Below are 15,681 nucleotides of genomic sequence, written 5' to 3'. Positions count from 1 at the left end.
GCCATGGCACAGCCGAATCAAGCACTGCACTGGATTGCCTGGCCGCTGCATGCCGCGCAGGGCGATGGCCAGGGCAACGGCGACAGTGATGGCGAAGGCAGTGCCTGCGCGCAGCAGGCCTGGTGGGCCCTGCGCTGGACGCCGCGCGTGGCCCTCTGGTACGGGGCAGGGCAGGCCGTGGCGTTGATGGAGGTGGGCAGCGTGGAGCGCCTGTGGGGCGGTCGCCAGGCCATGCTGCTGGGCCTGCTGCGCGCGCTGCGCGAACAGCAGCCCGAGGACGGCCAGGCGGGCGGCCCCCGGATGCCGTTCTGGGCCCGGGGCGCCACGGCATGGCAGGCGCTGGCGCGTCTGCGCTGGCGCATGCAGGGCGCGGATTCGCGCCAGCCCTGGCCGCCTGCCGACGCACTGCCCATCTGGACACTGCCCGCACTGGAGCAGCATGCACCGGCCCTGGAGCGCATGGGCTGCCGCCGCTGGGGCGAGCTGCGCGCCCTGCCGCGCGCGGGCCTGGCGCGGCGCATCGGGCTGCCGGCCCTGCTGGCGCTGGACCAGGCCTATGGCAGCAGCCCCCATGCGCTGGACTGGCTGGAGCTGCCCGAGCACTTTGCATTGCGCGCCGACCTGGGCTATCCGGCCAGCGACGCCCAGGCCCTGCTGCAGGCCGCCCGGCCCCTGCTGCGTGCGCTGCAGGCCTGGCTGCAGGCCCGCCACCAGGGCGTGCTGGGCCTGCAACTGCGCTGGCACCACGATCTGCGTCGCGTGGACGGCACGGAACTGCCGGCCTGGGAAGCGCTGGACATCCGCACGGCCCGGCCCGCCCAGGCGCTGGAGCACATGGAGCGCCTGCTGCGCGAACGCCTGGCCCGCACGCCCTGGCGCGCGCCTGCGGACATGCTGGAGCTGGTGGCGCTGGACACCGCGCCTTTCGCGGCCGATGCCGGCAGTTGCCTGCCACCGGCCGCGCCCGGCCCGGCGCCGCTGGGCGAGGCGGCAGGCGCGACAGACGCAGCCAGCGGCATGGCCTGGCATGAATGGGTGGAGCGCGTCTCGGCCCGCCGTGGTGCGCAGGGCGTGCGGGTGGCGCAGCTGCAATCGGACCACCGGCCCGAGGCCATGCAGCGCTGGACCCCGGCCTGCGAGGCCTTGCAGACCCCGCAGGCCCCGCGGCGGCCCGCGCACGCGCGCAAGGCGGCCAACCCCTGGCAGGGCCTGCTGCCGCCCTGGCTGCTTGATCCGCCCCAGCCGCTGCTCCTGCAGGGCAGCCGCCCCTGCTGGCAGGGGCCGCTGCAATTGCTGGCCGGCCCCTATCGGCTGGAGGCCGGCTGGTGGGGAGAGCCGCAGGCCGATGCGGCGCTGGCCGTGCGTGACTATTTCGTGGCGAGCAACGCGGCTGTCGGCCATGTCTGGATCTACCGCGAGCGCACGCCTGCATCGGAGCGGCTGCCAGGCATGCCGGCCCTGCTGTCGCCCGCCGCCTGGTTTGCGCAAGGCATCTATGGCTGAACAGGACATCCTGCTGGAGCCGCCGCCCCCGCAGCTGCAGCGGCTGCAGCCCCCGCCCCAGGCCACCGGGCCGGTGTCCGGCATGGCATCGGGCCCGGGCCTGCCCGGCTATGTGGAGCTGCACTGCCTGTCGAACTTCAGCTTTCTGCGCGGCGCCTCTTCGCCCGCCCAACTGGTGCAGCGCGCCAAGGCCCTGGGCTACCAGGCGCTGGCCCTGACCGACGAATGCTCGGTAGCCGGCGCCGTGCGGGCCTTCGAGGCCGCGCGCGACTGCGAGATGGCCCTGATCCATGGCAGCGAATTCGCCTGGGGCCCGCTGCGCGTGGTGGCGCTGGCGCGCGATCTGAACGGCTGGGGCAACCTCTGCGAATTCATCAGCGCGGCGCGCGCCCGTGCCGAAAAGGGCCGGTACCTGGTCGATGCGGACAGCCCCTGGCATCTGCTGCGTGAAGGCTGCGAATGCATCGTTGTGCCGCAGCGTGCGCAGCTGTTGCCCGGCGATGTGCCCGCCATGGCCGAGGCCGTGCAGGCCGCCGTGGCGCAGCTGGGGCCGGGCTGCTGGCTGGGCGTGGAGCTGCTGCTAGCTCCAGACGACAGCCTGTGGCTGCAAAGCCTGCAGGACGTGGCAGGGTTGCTGGGCCTGTCCTGCGTGGCCTGCGGTGATGTGCACATGCATGCGCGCTCGCGCAAGCCGCTGCAGGACCTGGTGACGGCGCTGCGCCTGGGCTGCACGGTGGCCGAGTGTGGCTTCGAGCTGCACCCCAATGCCGAGCGGCATCTGCGCTCGCGCTTGCGGCTGGGCGGCATCTATCCGCGCGCCATGCTGGATGCAACCCTGCAGATTGCCGCGCGCTGCGATTTCAAGCTCAGTGAGATCCGCTACCACTATCCGCAGGAAACCGTGCTGCCCGGCATGGATGCACGCCAGACCCTGGCCTGGCATACCTGGCAGGGAGCGGCGGGGCGCTATCCCGAAGGCATTCCCAAGAAGGTGCGCAAGCAATTGCACAACGAGTTGAAGCTGATCTCCATGTGCGGCTACGAGATGTACTTCCTCACCGTGCACGACATCGTGCGATTCGCTCGCAGTCAGGACATCCTGTGCCAGGGCCGGGGTTCGGCCGCGAACTCGGTGGTCTGCTTCTGCCTGGGCATCACGGCCGTCGATCCCACCCTGCAGACGCTGTTGATCGCGCGCTTCATCAGCCGCGAGCGCAGCGAGCCCCCAGATATCGACGTGGACTTCGAGCACGCGCGGCGCGAGACCGTCATCCAGTACATCTACGAAAAATACGGCCGTGACCGTGCGGCGCTGACGGCCGTGGTCAGCTGCTGGCGCACGCGTGGCGCACTGCGCGACGCGGGCAAGGCCCTGGGCGTGGATGCGGCGCTGATCGACGCCATGGCCCGGCAGCACCATTGGTTCAGCGATGCCGAGGACCAGGCGGCCGAGCCGGAGCCCGAACCCGATGACCCCGCCCTGGGCTGGGTGCGCTCCAAGCTGCTGCGCTTGGCCCGGCTGCGCGAGCGGCTGGGCGACGACTGCCCGCAACTGTCGCCCCAGCGTGCGCGGCTGTGGCTGGAGCTGGCCCTGCAACTGCGCGACAGCCCGCGCCACCTGAGCCAGCACGTGGGCGGCTTTGTGCTGACCGACGGGCCGCTGACGCGGCTGGTGCCCGTGGAGCCGGCCGCCATGCAGGGCCGCTCGGTCATCCAGTGGGACAAGGACGATCTGGACACCATGAATCTGCTCAAGGTCGATGTGCTGGCCCTGGGCATGCTCACCGTGCTGCGCGGCAGCCTGCACGCGCGCGCCGCGCTGCGCGGCCCGCGCTGGGAGCTGGCCGACATTCCCAAGGAGGACGCCGCCACCTACGACATGATCTGCCGCGCCGACACCGTGGGCACCTTCCAGATCGAGAGCCGGGCGCAGATGAGCATGCTGCCCCGGCTGCGGCCGCGCGTGTTCTACGACCTGGTGGTCGAGGTCGCCATCGTGCGGCCCGGGCCCATACAGGGCGGCATGGTCCATCCCTATCTGCAGGCGCGCGAGCGTCGGCGGCAGGGCGGCGAGCTGGTCCTGGAAAAGCCCGCGCTCGAGAAGGCGCTCAAGCGCACGCTGGGCGTGCCCATCTTCCAGGAGCAGGTGATGCAGATCGCCATGATCGCGGCAGATTTCTCGGCGGGCGATGCCGACGAGCTGCGCCGCTCCATGGCCGCCTGGCGGCGCAAGGGGGGCGTGCACCGCTTCGAGCGCCCATTGATCGACGGCATGCTGGCCAACGGCTACAGCGCCGAATTTGCCCAGGCCATCTTCCGCCAGATGCTGGGCTTTGGCGAATACGGCTTCCCAGAAAGCCATGCCTACAGCTTCGCCATGCTGGCCTATGCCAGCGCCTGGCTCAAGCGCCATGAGCCGGCCTGTTTCCTGATGGCCTTGCTCAATGCCCAGCCCATGGGCTTCTACACCCCCTCGCAGCTGATCCAGGATGCGCGCCGCCACGGCGTGCGCGTGCTGCCCGTCGATGTGCTCCACAGCGACTGGGACTGCACGCTGGAGGCGCCGCACGAGCGCATTGCCGGCGTCGAGCTGCCGCAGCCAGCCGTGCGCCTGGGGCTGTGCATGGTGGCGCAGTTGCCAAAGACTTCGGGCGAGCGCGTGGCGCAGGTCCGCGCGCAGGCGCCGTTCAGGAGCACCGAGGACCTGGCCCTGCGCGCCCGGCTGCAGCGCGCCGAGCTGCAGGCCCTGGCCGCGGCCGATGCGCTGCAGGGCCTGTCAGGCCACCGCCGCCAGCAGATGTGGGATGCGGCGGCCCTGCAGGTGCAGCCGCCGCTGTTCGCGGGCGTGCCCGTGCACGAGGCGCCCGTGCAACTGGCCGCTGCGCCCGAGGGCGAGGAAATCCTGTTCGACTACGCGGCCACGGGCCTGAGCCTGCGCCGCCACCCGCTGGCCCTGCTGCGTGACCGCCTGCGCCGCCACGGGCTGCGCACGGCGCTGGAGCTGCGCGACACGCTGGCGGGCATGCGCGTGCGGGCCTGCGGCATCGTCACCGTGCGCCAGCGCCCGCCCACGGCCAAGGGCACGGTCTTCATCACGCTGGAGGACGAGACGGGCACGGTCAACCTGGTGGTCTGGCCCGATACCGTCACGCGCTGGGGCGAGCCCTTGCTGGGCGCGCGGCTGCTCGCGGTGGAGGGCATCTGGCAAAGCAGCTCGGATTGGGGCGGCGGCAAGGACCCCGGCGAGCCAGCGCCTGCAGAACAGGCCAGCCAGGAGGTGCCCGCCGTGCGCCATCTCATCGTGCACCGCGCCCGCGACATGAGCCGCTGGCTGGGCCGCCTGGGCGGCGCCGGCGTGGCGAGCCGCAATTTCCACTGAGGGCTGTTGCCATTGCTGCCGAAGCAGGCTCAGGCCATGCGGTCGTCCGCGCGGATGTCGGGCATCTGGTCGATACGCTTGCCGAACCAGCCTATGCGCTCGGTCTGGCGCACATCCAGCCTGGGCACGTAGGGCTTGATGTCGAGCACGGGCGTGCCGTCGAGCATGTCGTTGCCCAGGAAATGCAGCAGCAGTCCTTCGCGCCGCACCAGGCGCACGATGGACAGGCCCAGCCGGTTGGGCCGCGCCGGGGCGCGCGTGGCGAACACGCCGTGGCTGCTGTCGTCCATGAAGGGCACGACTTCCAGCTTTTCCACGGCCTGGTGCAGGTGGGTGATGAGGATCAGGTAGTCAAAGCCTTCGATGTCGCGCAGCCCGGCCTCGAACTCGGGCAGCAGCTCCACGCGGCCGGCCTCGTCGGCCGCGCCCGCCGTCTGTATGGGCATGCCCACCGGGTCGGTGAAGCGGCTGCGCACATGGCCGATGGGGCGGCAGGCGATGGCCTGCGCCGTGGAGCCGGCCGCGCTCATGCGCTCGTTCCCTGGGGATTGAGCAGGCGTGTCAGCGCGGCGATATCGGCCGCCGCAGCCATGCGCGCCGTGGTCTCTATGGAGCGGTAATGCCTGACGATGGCTTCGCCCGTGGAGGTGAGCGATGCGCCGCCGCCATGGGCGCCGCCGGCGCTGGTGTTGACGGCCGGTGTCTGCAGCGCGCGGTTCATCTCGTCGACCAGCACCCAGGCGCGCCGGTAGGACATGCCCAGCGATCGCGCTGCAGCCGAGATGGAGCCCGCCTCGGCAATGGCTTCGAGCAACTGCACCTTGCCGGGACCGATGGCAATGGTGCTGTCGTTGTATACGCGCAGGCGGAACTGGACTTTGGAGGACATGGGGAAAGGACTTGGCACAGGAGAAAAGCGAACGTCAAGGTTAAGCGAAATCAACGGCTTGCGCCGTCACAGGGGCTAAGGGGAAATACGCAATGCATGGATCGCTACAGCGAAGGGGTGCTCTGGCAGGGCGTTCCTGCACACGGGCCGTCGGGGCCGGCGCGCCGTTGCTGCCGCCAGGGCGCCCGCTGCCTGCGCATCGTCTGCGAGTGCATTGGCGAGGCTCTTGACCTGCCGGCGCCGCGTCTCGATGCCTGTGTGCTGCGGCGCTATTTCGTCACATTGCCACCGGGTTTGCTAGCCTTTTTGCGCCAATGCAGCGCGGCGCTTGCCGCGCATCCGGGCCACGCGTTTACTTCTTGCTGCTTTCTGCCAGCAGGCGCTGGCATTGCGCATCTTCCTCGGCGGCCGGCACCGTCAGCGGCACCAGCGCCAGGGCCGCTGGCGCCACCACGGCGGCGGCCACGGCCGCGCCCGCGCGCAGCAGCAGCGGGCCGGGCTCCACCCCTACCTTGGGCTGGGCGAAACTGCCGCGCACGTACAGCGGCGTGCGCAGCGAGAAGAACTTCCACTTCAGCGACTCGGGCACGATGCGCAGGTCCATGGTCTCCTGCGCCAGGCTGATCTGTCCGGTGGCCTCGATGATGGCCTCGGGCGTGGCCAGCTTGACGTTGCGGGTGCGCGCAATGCCCTGCTTCACGGTCAGGTCGGCAACGGCGCAGTTGAGCTGCACTTCCTTGTCGGCGCCGAACAGCTTGGTGACGATGACGCTGCCCAGGTTCAGCGCGGCCAGGTCCAGGAGCTGCTTGCTGAAGCGGCCATCGCGCACATACAGGCGGATGTCGCCCGAGCTGGTGCCCAGCCATTCGGCAATGGACTGGCCCCGGCCCTCCAGCCCCAGCGCGCCGTCCATGCTGCCCAGGCTTTTCTTCATCAGTTCGATCTCGGGGAACAGGGCCGACAGCTGCAGCCCCTGGACCTTGCCCTGGAGGCTGGCCTTGGGCGGCTTGGCGCCGCTGTCCACCACGGCCTCGATGTCCAGCCGGCCCTTGGCCATGCCGAAGCGCAGCGGGGACAGGCGCAGCACGCCGTTGTCCATGACGGCATGCACGCTGAAGTCCTCGATGGGCAGGGCCTCGGGGCGCTCGATGCGGTCGCTCTTGAAGCGCACATCCATGTCCATGGCGTTCCATTTGCTGGTGTCAAAGCGCTGCGTGGGCAGGGCCTTGCCGCTGGCCGCCTGCCGGGTCTTCTGGCCCTGCTTGGTGGACGGTGCTCCCACCACCGGCCCCAGGTCGGCCAGGCGCAGCTTGCGCGAGGCCAGATCGCCGCTGAGCTTGGGGCGCGGCTTGCCCGATGCGTAGTGCAGCGTACCGCGCAGATCGCTCTGGCCCACGCGGCCATCGAATTCCTCGTAATCCCAGACGGCGCGCCCCGGCTCCAGGCTGCCGACCAGATGGCCATTGGTGTCGAAGGGCGGTGTGCGCGGCAGCAGCAGACCCGTCAGAGGGAACAGGTCGGCCATGCTGGAGCCGCGCAGGCGCACCTGCAGGTCCATGCCCTTGAGCGCCCTGGGATTGTCGAGAATGCCCTCGGCCCGGGCGCGCAGGCTGCCCGCATGGGCCCACAGCTTCACGGGAAAGCGTGCCTGTTCGCTTTGCAGGTCCAGCACGGGGCCGATGAGGCCCTGGGCCTCGACCGTGGCCTTGGCGATGCGGCCGGTCAGGCCGACGCGCATGCCATACGGAAAGTCTGGACTGGGCGGCTGCACAAGGCTGTCCAGACGTGCGCGCACCGCCATCTGGCGCACGCCATCGCTCCAGCCCACCAGGCCGCCGCGCAGGCTCAATTGCGCTATCTGAAAGCGCCAGCGCGGCCCTGTGGACTCGGGGCGCTTGAAGGTCCAGTTGTTGCTGCCATCCTTGCGCCGGGCAAAGACCAGGTCAGGGCCTTCCAGTTGCAGATGGTCCAGCAGCACATGCCGGCCCAGCAGCGGCCACAGCCGCAGGCTGGCCGTGGCGCGCGCGGCCGTGGCCATGGTGTCGGCGTCGCGCGGGGGTGGGGCCATTTTCTCGTCGGCCAGGACGATGCTGTCGCTGTCGATCTTGGGCGCGGAAGGGCTGGCCTGCGAGTCCTTGCCCTTGCCTTCGTCCTTGTCCTTCGCCTTTCCCTTGGGCTGTTCCTTGGCTTTTTCCTCGGGAAGGCGGCCCTTGTTCAACTGGTCGGGCGGCGCAGGCAGGGCGGGCAGCTCGGCACTGCCCTTGGCCGGCTCCTGCTCAACCTCCCAGCCCTCGGGCTGGCCCAGGGTCAACTGCTCGGCCTGGACGGTGACGCCAGGAATCCAGTGACGCCAGCCCTGGTCCAGGGGCTGGGGCCAGGTCCAGCGCAGGCGCAGGTCGCCTTCAATGGCGAAGTGGCGGCCGGTGCTTTCGCTGACGCGCTCGTTGACCCAGGGCTTGGCCCGGTTCCAGTCGAAGGTGGCGATCAGGACCACAACCGCGGCGAGCAGCAGCACCAGGGCCGACACCGTCCACAAAAGGGCGCGCAGCCAGCGGCGGCGGGCTGGGCGGTGGGGTGCTGGTGTGGCGGGGCTGTGGTTCGCTGTGTCGGTCGCTGTGTCTGTCATGGCGCAGGGGGCCGCTAAATGGGGTTCGGTCCATCCTATCGCCATGAAAACGCTTGCCAAGGCCCGGGACGCGCTGGCGGGCAGCCGGCAGGCCCGCATACAGGAGATTGACCTACAGCGCGGCCTGCGGCTGGGAAGAGGCCGTCATCACGGCGTCTCCTGGCCCTGGCGCAGCCGGGTGGATGCCAGGGCGGCCACCACCAGCAGGCCCGCCATGATGAACAGGCCGTTGCGCGTGCTGCCCGTGGCCTGTTCGATCATCCCCATCACCGTGGGGCCGATGAAGCCGCCCACCAGGCCGCAGGTATTGACCAGGGCTATGCCGCCCGCCAGCCCCGCGCCCGCCAGCCGCGAGGCGGGAAACAGGAAGACCACGGACTGCACCACGAAGAACATCAGCGCCGTCAGGCTGAAACCCAGCAGGCCCAGGGCGGGCGAGGCCTTGCCCGCCAGCGCGGCCACCAGCAGGCCGGCGGCCATGGTGGCCAGGCCCGCCAGCAGCATGCGCCGGCAGCGCTGCGGGTGGGTGGCAAAGCGCGGCAGCCAGGCCGCACCTATGGCCGCTGCGATCCAGGGCACGGAGTTGAGCGTGCCGATCTGCAGCGGCGAGAGCTGGCCGTAGGTGCCGATGATGCCCGGCAGGAAGAAGATCACCGTGTAGATGCTGATCTGGTGGCAGAAGTAGACAAGGATGGCCAGCCAGATCTGGCGGTCGCGCAGGCAGTCCCGGAGCGAGTGGCCCACCTGGCCGGCGCTGGCCTGCTGGTCCTGCTCGGCCTCCAGGCGTTGCAGTACCTCGCGCGATTCGGCGGCCGTCAGCCAGGGCGCGCTGGCCGGGCCGTCTGGCAGCTTCTTCCAGACCACCCAGGCCAGCGCCACGGCGGGCAGGCCCTCGATCACGAACATCCACTGCCAGCCGTGCCAGCCCAGGAAGCCGTCCATCTGCAGCAGCGCGCCGCCCACGGGGCCGCTGAGGATGTTGGCAATGCACACGCCCAGCAGGAAGTAGCCGATGGCGCGGGCCCGTTCCTCGCGGCCGAACCAGTAGGTCAGGTAGAGCATCACGCCGGGGAACAGCCCCGCCTCGGCCGCGCCCAGCAGCACGCGCATCACGTAGAACGAGGTCTCTCCGGTGATGAAGGCCATGCCGGCCGACAGCAGGCCCCAGGTCACCATGATCCGTGTGATCCAGAACCGCGCGCCCACCCTGTGCATGACAAGGTTGCTTGGCACTTCCAGCAGGGCGTAGCTCAGGAAGAACAGCCCCGCGCCCAGGCCGTAGGCGGCCGCCGAGATGCCCAGGTCCACCTCGATGTGCGACTTGGCCAGCGCGATGTTGGTGCGGTCTATGAAGCTGATCACATAGGACAGCACCAGCAGCGGCATCAGCCTGCGGAAGATGCGGGCGTTGAGCAGCGACTGCCTGTCGCCGGCGGCAGGCTGCGGCCGTGCGGGCGGCGCGTGAACAGGGGAGGGCGATGGGTGATGGACCATGGCAAATCCTTGGAAAGATGGGTGGAGGAAAGCGGAGTCAGACGGTGGCGGTGGAGGCGGCGTTGCCGCGCGTGCCCAGCTGCAGGGCCACGCCGCCCAGCGCGCAGCCAGCCATGACCAGGAAGCACAGGGCATAGCCGCCGGGGCTGGTCCAGCCGCCGCCCAGGGCGATCAGGCTGCCCATCAGCACGGGCGCGATGCCGCCGCCCACGAACATGGCGGTGGTGATGATTCCGTTGGCCGTGGAGGTGGCCGCGGGCTGGGCGCAGTCCGAGGCCACCGCGTAGTAGATGGGCCAGACCGCATTGGCGACCAGGCCGAACAGCAGCTGCATCACCACGACCAGGGCCATGGTGTCGGCGAAGTAGAAGGCGCCCACGCTGGCGGCCATCCACAGGCCGCAGATCACCAGGGTGACGCGGCGCCCGATCACGTCCGACAGAGCCGGCCAGACCAGCTGGCCCACGATGCCGGTGAGCGTGAACACCACGCTCATGCCTGCCGATTCGGCCAGCGACAGGCCCATGATGTTGTAGAGGTAGGCGGGCAGCACCACGTTGATGCCCATGTAGACCACCTGCGTGAGCAGGGTGTTGCCAGCCGTCAGGGCGATGCTGCGGTTGGCCAGGGTGCTGCGCAGGGTGCGCCAGGCCTGGCCTTTTTGCACCTGCGCCGCCACGCTGGCCTGCGGCGGGGTCATGCCCCGGGCGGCGATGTCGGCATACAGCAGTTCCATCTTCTGCGGCGTGGAGTAGCGCGCCCAGAACCACATCAGCGGGATGGCGACGACCAGCGCGACAAAGAACACATAGCGCCAGTTCTCCTCGCCGAAGGCGTACAGCACAAAGCCGGCGACCAGGCCGCTGAGCATGGCGCCCACCGGATAGCCCGTGTGGTGGGCGCCCAGCGCGAAGCCGCGCCGCTCCACCGGCCACCACTCGGCGGTGTTGCTCACGCCCACGGGCTCGCCCCAGCCGGCGCCCAGGTTGACGCCGACGCGCAGCGCCACGAAGCCCGCCAGGCTGCCGCTGAGCGCCTTGAAGCCCGAGGCGAACGACAGCGCCGTATAGCCCAGCACCAGGGGCACCTGAAAGCGTGCGCGCTTCCAGCCCGCGCCGTAGCGGTCGCTCCAGATCGCCCCGGGAATGTCCAGTACGGCCAGGGCCAGCATCACGATGGTGGCCACCGTGCCCCATTCGTCGGCCGACAGGCCGAAGTGCCGGGAGATGGTCGGCCCCAGCCGCAGCACGATCTCGCGGTCGTAGGCATTCAGTACCCAGATCAGCCAGCAGACCAGCAGGGATACCCATGAATAGCGGTGGATCTGGCGCAGCGAAGCGCGCGGGGCCTGGGCCATGGCGGTCTCCCGGGCACCAGCGGGGGGTGCCGTTTCATTGTTGTGTGGATGAAGGCGCCGCTTCGCGGGGCGGGCGGCGTTGCGGTGCGAAGGCTCCGGGCCTGCATGCCCGGCTCCGTGCTCAGGCGCCGAAGCGCTGCTCGGGCAGGCCACGCACGCCCAGCCCCTTGACGGCGAACAGCGCGCCACGGGACTGGCCGTCGCCCGGGAAACGCGGCAACGGCGGCTTGCCCATGGAGGTGACGTAAAGCGTGTCGAGCCCGGGCCCGCCGAACATCACGCTGGTCACCTTGCGCACCGGCATCTCTATCACCCGGTCCACCCGGCCGTCCGGCGTGTAGCGCACCAGCTGGCCCGCGTACACCAGGGCCTGCCACAGGCAGCCTTCGGCATCGACCGTGGCCCCGTCGGCCGCGCCGCCACCGCTGGTGTCGACCGGGGCAAAGGTCCGGCGGCCGCTGGCATGGCCCGTGGCCGTGTCGTAGTCGTAGGCCCGGATCTCGCCGCTCCACGTGTCCGAGAAATAGAGCGTCGTGCCGTCCGGGCTCCAGCACGGGCCGTTCGAGCAGATGATGCCCTCGTCCAGCACATGCAGGCTCAGGTCCGTGTCCAGCCGGTACAGCCGCGCCGAAGGCTGCTCCTCCAGGGTGTCCATGGAGCCGAAGACGAAGCGGCCCTGCCGGTCCACCTTGCCGTCGTTGAGCCGGTTGCCGGGAAGGTGGGACTCGGGGGCGACGACCAGCTCCAGCTCGCCGCTTTCCAGGTCCAGCGTGTGCACGCCGCCGTGCAGCGCCACCAGGGCCGAGCGGCCGTCGCGGCGCAGTGCCATGGAGCCAATCTTCTGGCCGACTTCCCAGGCGCGCAGTTCCCGCCCGTCGGCCGTGCAGCGGAAGATGCGGCCGTCGAAGCTGTCTATCCAGTACAGGCGCTGCTGCCCGACGTCCCACAGCGGGCCTTCGCCCAGCGTGGTCTTGAGGTCGGCGACGATATCGATCTGCATGGGAGTCTCCTGTTCGGTGGCATGGGGGCTGGCCCGGGAAGGCGATTCAGAAGGCCACGTTGGCCGCACCCTTGAGGCCCAGCATCCGGCGCGCCTCGTCAGGCGTGGCGACGTCGACATTCAGGGCCTCGAGCACGGTGCGGATGCGGCGCACCTGCTCGGCGCTGGAGGTGGCCAGCTGCCCCGGGCCTATCCACAGAGAGTCTTCCAGCCCCACGCGCACATGCGAGCCCATGGCCGCGCCCATGGTGGCCAGCGGCAGCTGGTTGCGCCCGGCGCCCAGGATGGACCACTGGTAGTTGCTGCCCAGCAGGCGGTCGGCCGTGCGCCGCATGTGCATCAGGTCCTCCGGGTGGCCGCCGATGCCGCCCAGGATGCCGAACACCGACTGCACGAACACGGGCCCCTGCACCAGCCCGTGGTCCACGAAATGCGCCAGGTTGTGCAGGTGGCTGATGTCGTAGCACTCGAACTCGAAGCGCGTGCCCTGGGCTTGGCCCAGCCGCAGGATGCCTTCGATATCGGCAAAGGTGTTCTTGAAGACCAGGTTGCGGCTGTTTTCCAGGTGCTCGCGCTCCCAGGCGTGTTCCAGGTTCGGGAAGCGCTCCAGCATGGGGAACAGGCCGAAGTTCATCGAACCCATGTTCAGCGAGGCCAGCTCGGGCTGGAACTCGGTCACGGGCCGCATGCGCTCTGGCACCGTCATGTGCGGGCTGCCGCCCGTGGTGATGTTGACGATGGCATCGCACTCGGCACGGATCGCCTTGAGAAAGGGGCGGAACAGCTCAGGGTCCTGCGAAGGGCGCCCGTCGCGGGGATCGCGGGCATGCAGGTGCACGATGGCGGCGCCGGCCTCGGCGGCATCGATGGCGGCGCGGGCAATCTGCTCGGCCGTCACGGGCAGGTGGGGCGACATGCTGGGCGTGTGGATGGCGCCCGTGGGCGCGCAGGTGATGATGGCTTTGGTGCGGGTGGCCATGGAAGGTCCTTGCAAACGGTGAAAAGACGAGAGGAGGGGAGGAGGAGAGGGCGCTCAGCTCAGCGCCTGTGTCAGCCCATCGACGGCCAGCTCCTGGCCCGTGACATGGCCGGCCAGCGGGCTGGCGGCAAACACGGCCATGTTGGCAATGTCGCGCGCCGTGGCCATGCGGCCCAGCGCGGCCTGGTGCGTATAGCTGCGCGTGACGTCTTCCAGCGGCAGGCCGCGCGCCTGCGCCTTGGCGGCAATCACATCGCGGATGCGCGGGCCGTCCACGGCGCCCGGCAGGATGGCGTTCACCCGGATGCCGTCTGCGCCCAGCTCCAGCGCCAGCGACTTGGTCAGGCCGATCACCGCCCACTTGGACGCCGAATAGGCCGTGCGGCCCGGCATGCCCAGATGGCCTGCCGCCGAAGACAGGTTGACGATGGCCGCCTGCCGGCCCTCGCGTGCCGATTGCCGAAGCCGGGGCACGGCCAGCCGTGTGCACAGGAAGGCGCCGGTGATGTTCACATCCAGCGTGCGCTGCCAGTCGGCCAGGTCCAGCGTCTCCACCGCGCCCGTGGGGCCTGCCACCCCGGCGTTGTTGACGAGGATGTCCAGGCCGCCCAACTCGTTGTCCACGGCCTTGAACAGGGCCTGCACCTGCAAGGCATCCGACACATCGGCCAGACGGCCGCTGGCCCCGGGCAGGGCGGCAGCCAGCGCATCCAGGCTGGCCTGGGCCACGTCACAGACCATGACGCGCGCGCCGGCCTCGGCAAAGGCGCGGCTGATTTCCAGGCCGATTCCGGCGGCGCCCGCCGTCACCAGGACGCGCTGGCCGGCCAGAAGATCGTTTTTCCACATGCGGGGACTCCTTGGGATCTCAAACAAAGGTGAAAGGGATTCGGGTTGGGTTTGGATTTTGTATCTGTGATCACAGATCAAATATGGTGAATACCCTATGAGGCATGACAGCGGCGGCGCCGCGCTACCATCGCCGCCATGGCCATCAACGAACTAGTCACCCCACTCAAACGGCAGACCCTCAGCAGCGATGTCTATGCACAGCTCAGGGAATTGCTGATCACGGGCCAGATGATTCCGGGCGAGCAGATCTCGCTGCGCACTACGGCCAGCGCGCTGGGCGTCAGCGTCATGCCCGTGCGCGAGGCCGTGCACCGGCTGGTGGCCGAGCAGGCGCTGGAACTCACGCCCAACCGCGCGCTGCGCGTGCCCTTGATGACGGAAAGCGCCTTCCGCGAGATCACGCGCATCCGCGTCAACCTCGAAGGCCTGGCCACGGAGCAGGCGGCACGGCAATTGCCGGCCGCCGAGCTGGAACGCATCGCCGCCCTGCAGGACCGCTTTGCGGCCGAGATGGCCAGCGCCTCGCCGGACGGCGCGCGGCTCATCGCCTTCAACAAGGATTTCCACTTCGCCGTCTACAGCGCGGCCGGCATGCCCATGCTGCTGCAGATGATCGAGGCGCTGTGGCTGCGCATAGGCCCCATCCTCAACCACGACATGCGCTCGGGCTCGCGCCGCGTGAGCGAACAGGTGGCGGTCGGTCATCATGCACGCTTGGTCGAGGCCCTGCGTCGCGGCGATGCGCCTGCCGCGAAGGAGGCGCTGCGCGGCGACATCGAAAGCGCGGCCGATTACATCGTTTCGGCGGGCGTGCTGGTGACGGCGGACAGCGGGTTGAACGGCGTGGGTGGACTGAGCGGGCCAGCCTCGCCAGATGAAGAAGCCCGGTGACACGCAGAGGAATGAGGTAAGGAAGTAAGATTTCCGTGTTTTCTCTCATTTGCAGGAGCCGGCCATGCTTGCCAAATTGACGTCGAAGAACCAGATCACCCTGCCCAAGGCCGTGGTGTCCGAGGTGGAGGCCGCAGAGTATTTCGAGGTGGCTGTGGAAAACGGCCGCATCGTGCTCACGCCCGTGCACGTGCAGCGTGTCCAGCGCGCACAGGCCGTCCGCGACAAGCTGCAGCAGATGGGCATCACCGATGAGGATGTGCAGGAGGCGACCTCCTGGGCGCGCAAATGATGCGTGTCGTCCTGGACACCAACGTCGTGCTCTCGGCATTGCTGTTCACGTCCGGCCGTCTTGCGTGGATACGCCGGGCCTGGCAGCACCAGCAGTTGAAGCCCCTGGTCTGCAGGGAAACGGCCAGCGAATTGCTGCGTGTGCTCGCCTACCCGAAGTTCAAGCTGTCAACGGCCGAGCAACAGGCCTTGCTGGAGGATTTCCTGCCCTGGGCCGATGTCGTCACACTGCCGCAGCCCTGGCCTGCATTGCCGCTGTGCCGGGACGACAAGGACCAGGTGTTCCTGGTGCTGGCGCATGTGGGCCGGGCCCAGGCGCTCATCACCGGCGACGGCGACCTTTTGGCGCTGCGAGACAGCTTTCCCGGCCTGATCGTGACGCCCGATGAGTGGGCAGCGCTGCACAAGCGCTGAGGGCAG

General features: G+C 69.5%; 13 protein-coding genes. 5 read left to right on the top strand and 8 right to left on the bottom strand.

The features are described from left to right. Positions 1 to 3 precede the first annotated feature (3 nt). A complete protein-coding gene (locus A4F85_RS02455) occupies positions 4 to 1,503 on the top strand; it encodes a Y-family DNA polymerase (protein ID WP_063325550.1) in 1,500 nt (499 codons plus the stop codon). Continuing rightward, positions 1,496 to 4,882 (top strand): error-prone DNA polymerase, encoded by a 3,387-nt coding sequence (locus A4F85_RS02450; protein WP_063325549.1) that lies wholly within the window; start codon positions 1,496 to 1,498, stop codon positions 4,880 to 4,882. Before A4F85_RS02455 ends, A4F85_RS02450 begins: the two co-directional genes overlap by 8 nt. Before the next feature lie 29 nt (positions 4,883 to 4,911). Here A4F85_RS02450 and tsaA read toward each other — a convergent pair whose 3' ends face one another. From tsaA to A4F85_RS02410, 8 genes are all read right to left on the bottom strand, one after another. After that, on the bottom strand, positions 4,912 to 5,412 hold the full coding sequence (tsaA, locus tag A4F85_RS02445) for a tRNA (N6-threonylcarbamoyladenosine(37)-N6)-methyltransferase TrmO (RefSeq protein WP_063325548.1): 501 nt from the start codon (positions 5,410 to 5,412) through the stop codon (positions 4,912 to 4,914). Then, positions 5,409 to 5,771 (bottom strand): winged helix-turn-helix domain-containing protein, encoded by a 363-nt coding sequence (locus A4F85_RS02440; RefSeq protein WP_013802017.1) that lies wholly within the window; start codon positions 5,769 to 5,771, stop codon positions 5,409 to 5,411. Before A4F85_RS02440 ends, tsaA begins: the two co-directional genes overlap by 4 nt. 352 nt (positions 5,772 to 6,123) lie before the next feature. Then, positions 6,124 to 8,397 carry an AsmA family protein gene (locus A4F85_RS02435; RefSeq protein ID WP_063325547.1) on the bottom strand — a complete coding sequence of 758 codons (2,274 nt, stop codon included), beginning with the start codon at positions 8,395 to 8,397 and terminating at the stop codon, positions 6,124 to 6,126. Between the two features lie 147 nt (positions 8,398 to 8,544). Further along, on the bottom strand, positions 8,545 to 9,891 hold the full coding sequence (locus tag A4F85_RS02430) for an MFS transporter (RefSeq protein WP_063325546.1): 1,347 nt from the start codon (positions 9,889 to 9,891) through the stop codon (positions 8,545 to 8,547). Positions 9,892 to 9,928: 37 nt separating this feature from the next. After that, a complete protein-coding gene (locus A4F85_RS02425; protein ID WP_063325545.1) occupies positions 9,929 to 11,248 on the bottom strand; it encodes an MFS transporter in 1,320 nt (439 codons plus the stop codon). Between the two features lie 121 nt (positions 11,249 to 11,369). Next, the gene (locus tag A4F85_RS02420) at positions 11,370 to 12,248 is read right to left on the bottom strand and encodes an SMP-30/gluconolactonase/LRE family protein (RefSeq protein WP_016446247.1); all 879 of its coding nucleotides are present in this window, start codon (positions 12,246 to 12,248) and stop codon (positions 11,370 to 11,372) included. A gap of 46 nt (positions 12,249 to 12,294) precedes the next feature. After that, a complete protein-coding gene (locus A4F85_RS02415; protein WP_063325544.1) occupies positions 12,295 to 13,227 on the bottom strand; it encodes a 3-keto-5-aminohexanoate cleavage protein in 933 nt (310 codons plus the stop codon). Between the two features lie 54 nt (positions 13,228 to 13,281). After that, a complete protein-coding gene (locus A4F85_RS02410; protein WP_063325543.1) occupies positions 13,282 to 14,076 on the bottom strand; it encodes an SDR family oxidoreductase in 795 nt (264 codons plus the stop codon). Between the two features lie 138 nt (positions 14,077 to 14,214). Here A4F85_RS02410 and A4F85_RS02405 point away from each other — a divergent pair, with 138 nt between their 5' ends. From A4F85_RS02405 to A4F85_RS02395, 3 genes are all read left to right on the top strand, one after another. Continuing rightward, on the top strand, positions 14,215 to 14,970 hold the full coding sequence (locus A4F85_RS02405) for a GntR family transcriptional regulator (RefSeq protein WP_047216965.1): 756 nt from the start codon (positions 14,215 to 14,217) through the stop codon (positions 14,968 to 14,970). A gap of 64 nt (positions 14,971 to 15,034) precedes the next feature. Beyond that, positions 15,035 to 15,262, top strand: coding sequence for an AbrB/MazE/SpoVT family DNA-binding domain-containing protein (locus A4F85_RS02400; protein WP_013802025.1), 228 nt, complete (start codon positions 15,035 to 15,037; stop codon positions 15,260 to 15,262). After that, positions 15,259 to 15,675 carry a putative toxin-antitoxin system toxin component, PIN family gene (locus A4F85_RS02395; protein ID WP_012206055.1) on the top strand — a complete coding sequence of 139 codons (417 nt, stop codon included), beginning with the start codon at positions 15,259 to 15,261 and terminating at the stop codon, positions 15,673 to 15,675. The genes A4F85_RS02400 and A4F85_RS02395 overlap by 4 nt, the downstream gene beginning before the upstream one ends. Positions 15,676 to 15,681: the final 6 nt, after the last annotated feature.

The organism is Delftia sp. GW456-R20 (assembly GCF_001622915.1).
GTDB lineage: Bacteria > Pseudomonadota > Gammaproteobacteria > Burkholderiales > Burkholderiaceae_C > Comamonas > Comamonas acidovorans.
This window is presented reverse-complemented; position numbering and strand designations above follow the sequence as displayed.

What these genes read in the sequence shown, in the direction of transcription:
- A4F85_RS02425 (WP_063325545.1), bottom strand. Translation starts at nt 11,248, where the DNA reads ATGGCCCAGGCCCCGCGCGCTTCGCTGCGCCAGATCCACCGCTATTCA.
- A4F85_RS02420 (WP_016446247.1), bottom strand. Translation starts at nt 12,248, where the DNA reads ATGCAGATCGATATCGTCGCCGACCTCAAGACCACGCTGGGCGAAGGC.
- tsaA (WP_063325548.1), bottom strand. Translation starts at nt 5,412, where the DNA reads ATGAGCGCGGCCGGCTCCACGGCGCAGGCCATCGCCTGCCGCCCCATC.
- A4F85_RS02395 (WP_012206055.1), top strand. Translation starts at nt 15,259, where the DNA reads ATGATGCGTGTCGTCCTGGACACCAACGTCGTGCTCTCGGCATTGCTG.
- A4F85_RS02400 (WP_013802025.1), top strand. Translation starts at nt 15,035, where the DNA reads ATGCTTGCCAAATTGACGTCGAAGAACCAGATCACCCTGCCCAAGGCC.
- A4F85_RS02450 (WP_063325549.1), top strand. Translation starts at nt 1,496, where the DNA reads ATGGCTGAACAGGACATCCTGCTGGAGCCGCCGCCCCCGCAGCTGCAG.
- A4F85_RS02410 (WP_063325543.1), bottom strand. Translation starts at nt 14,076, where the DNA reads ATGTGGAAAAACGATCTTCTGGCCGGCCAGCGCGTCCTGGTGACGGCG.
- A4F85_RS02435 (WP_063325547.1), bottom strand. Translation starts at nt 8,397, where the DNA reads ATGACAGACACAGCGACCGACACAGCGAACCACAGCCCCGCCACACCA.
- A4F85_RS02430 (WP_063325546.1), bottom strand. Translation starts at nt 9,891, where the DNA reads ATGGTCCATCACCCATCGCCCTCCCCTGTTCACGCGCCGCCCGCACGG.
- A4F85_RS02405 (WP_047216965.1), top strand. Translation starts at nt 14,215, where the DNA reads ATGGCCATCAACGAACTAGTCACCCCACTCAAACGGCAGACCCTCAGC.
- A4F85_RS02440 (WP_013802017.1), bottom strand. Translation starts at nt 5,771, where the DNA reads ATGTCCTCCAAAGTCCAGTTCCGCCTGCGCGTATACAACGACAGCACC.
- A4F85_RS02415 (WP_063325544.1), bottom strand. Translation starts at nt 13,227, where the DNA reads ATGGCCACCCGCACCAAAGCCATCATCACCTGCGCGCCCACGGGCGCC.
- A4F85_RS02455 (WP_063325550.1), top strand. Translation starts at nt 4, where the DNA reads ATGGCACAGCCGAATCAAGCACTGCACTGGATTGCCTGGCCGCTGCAT.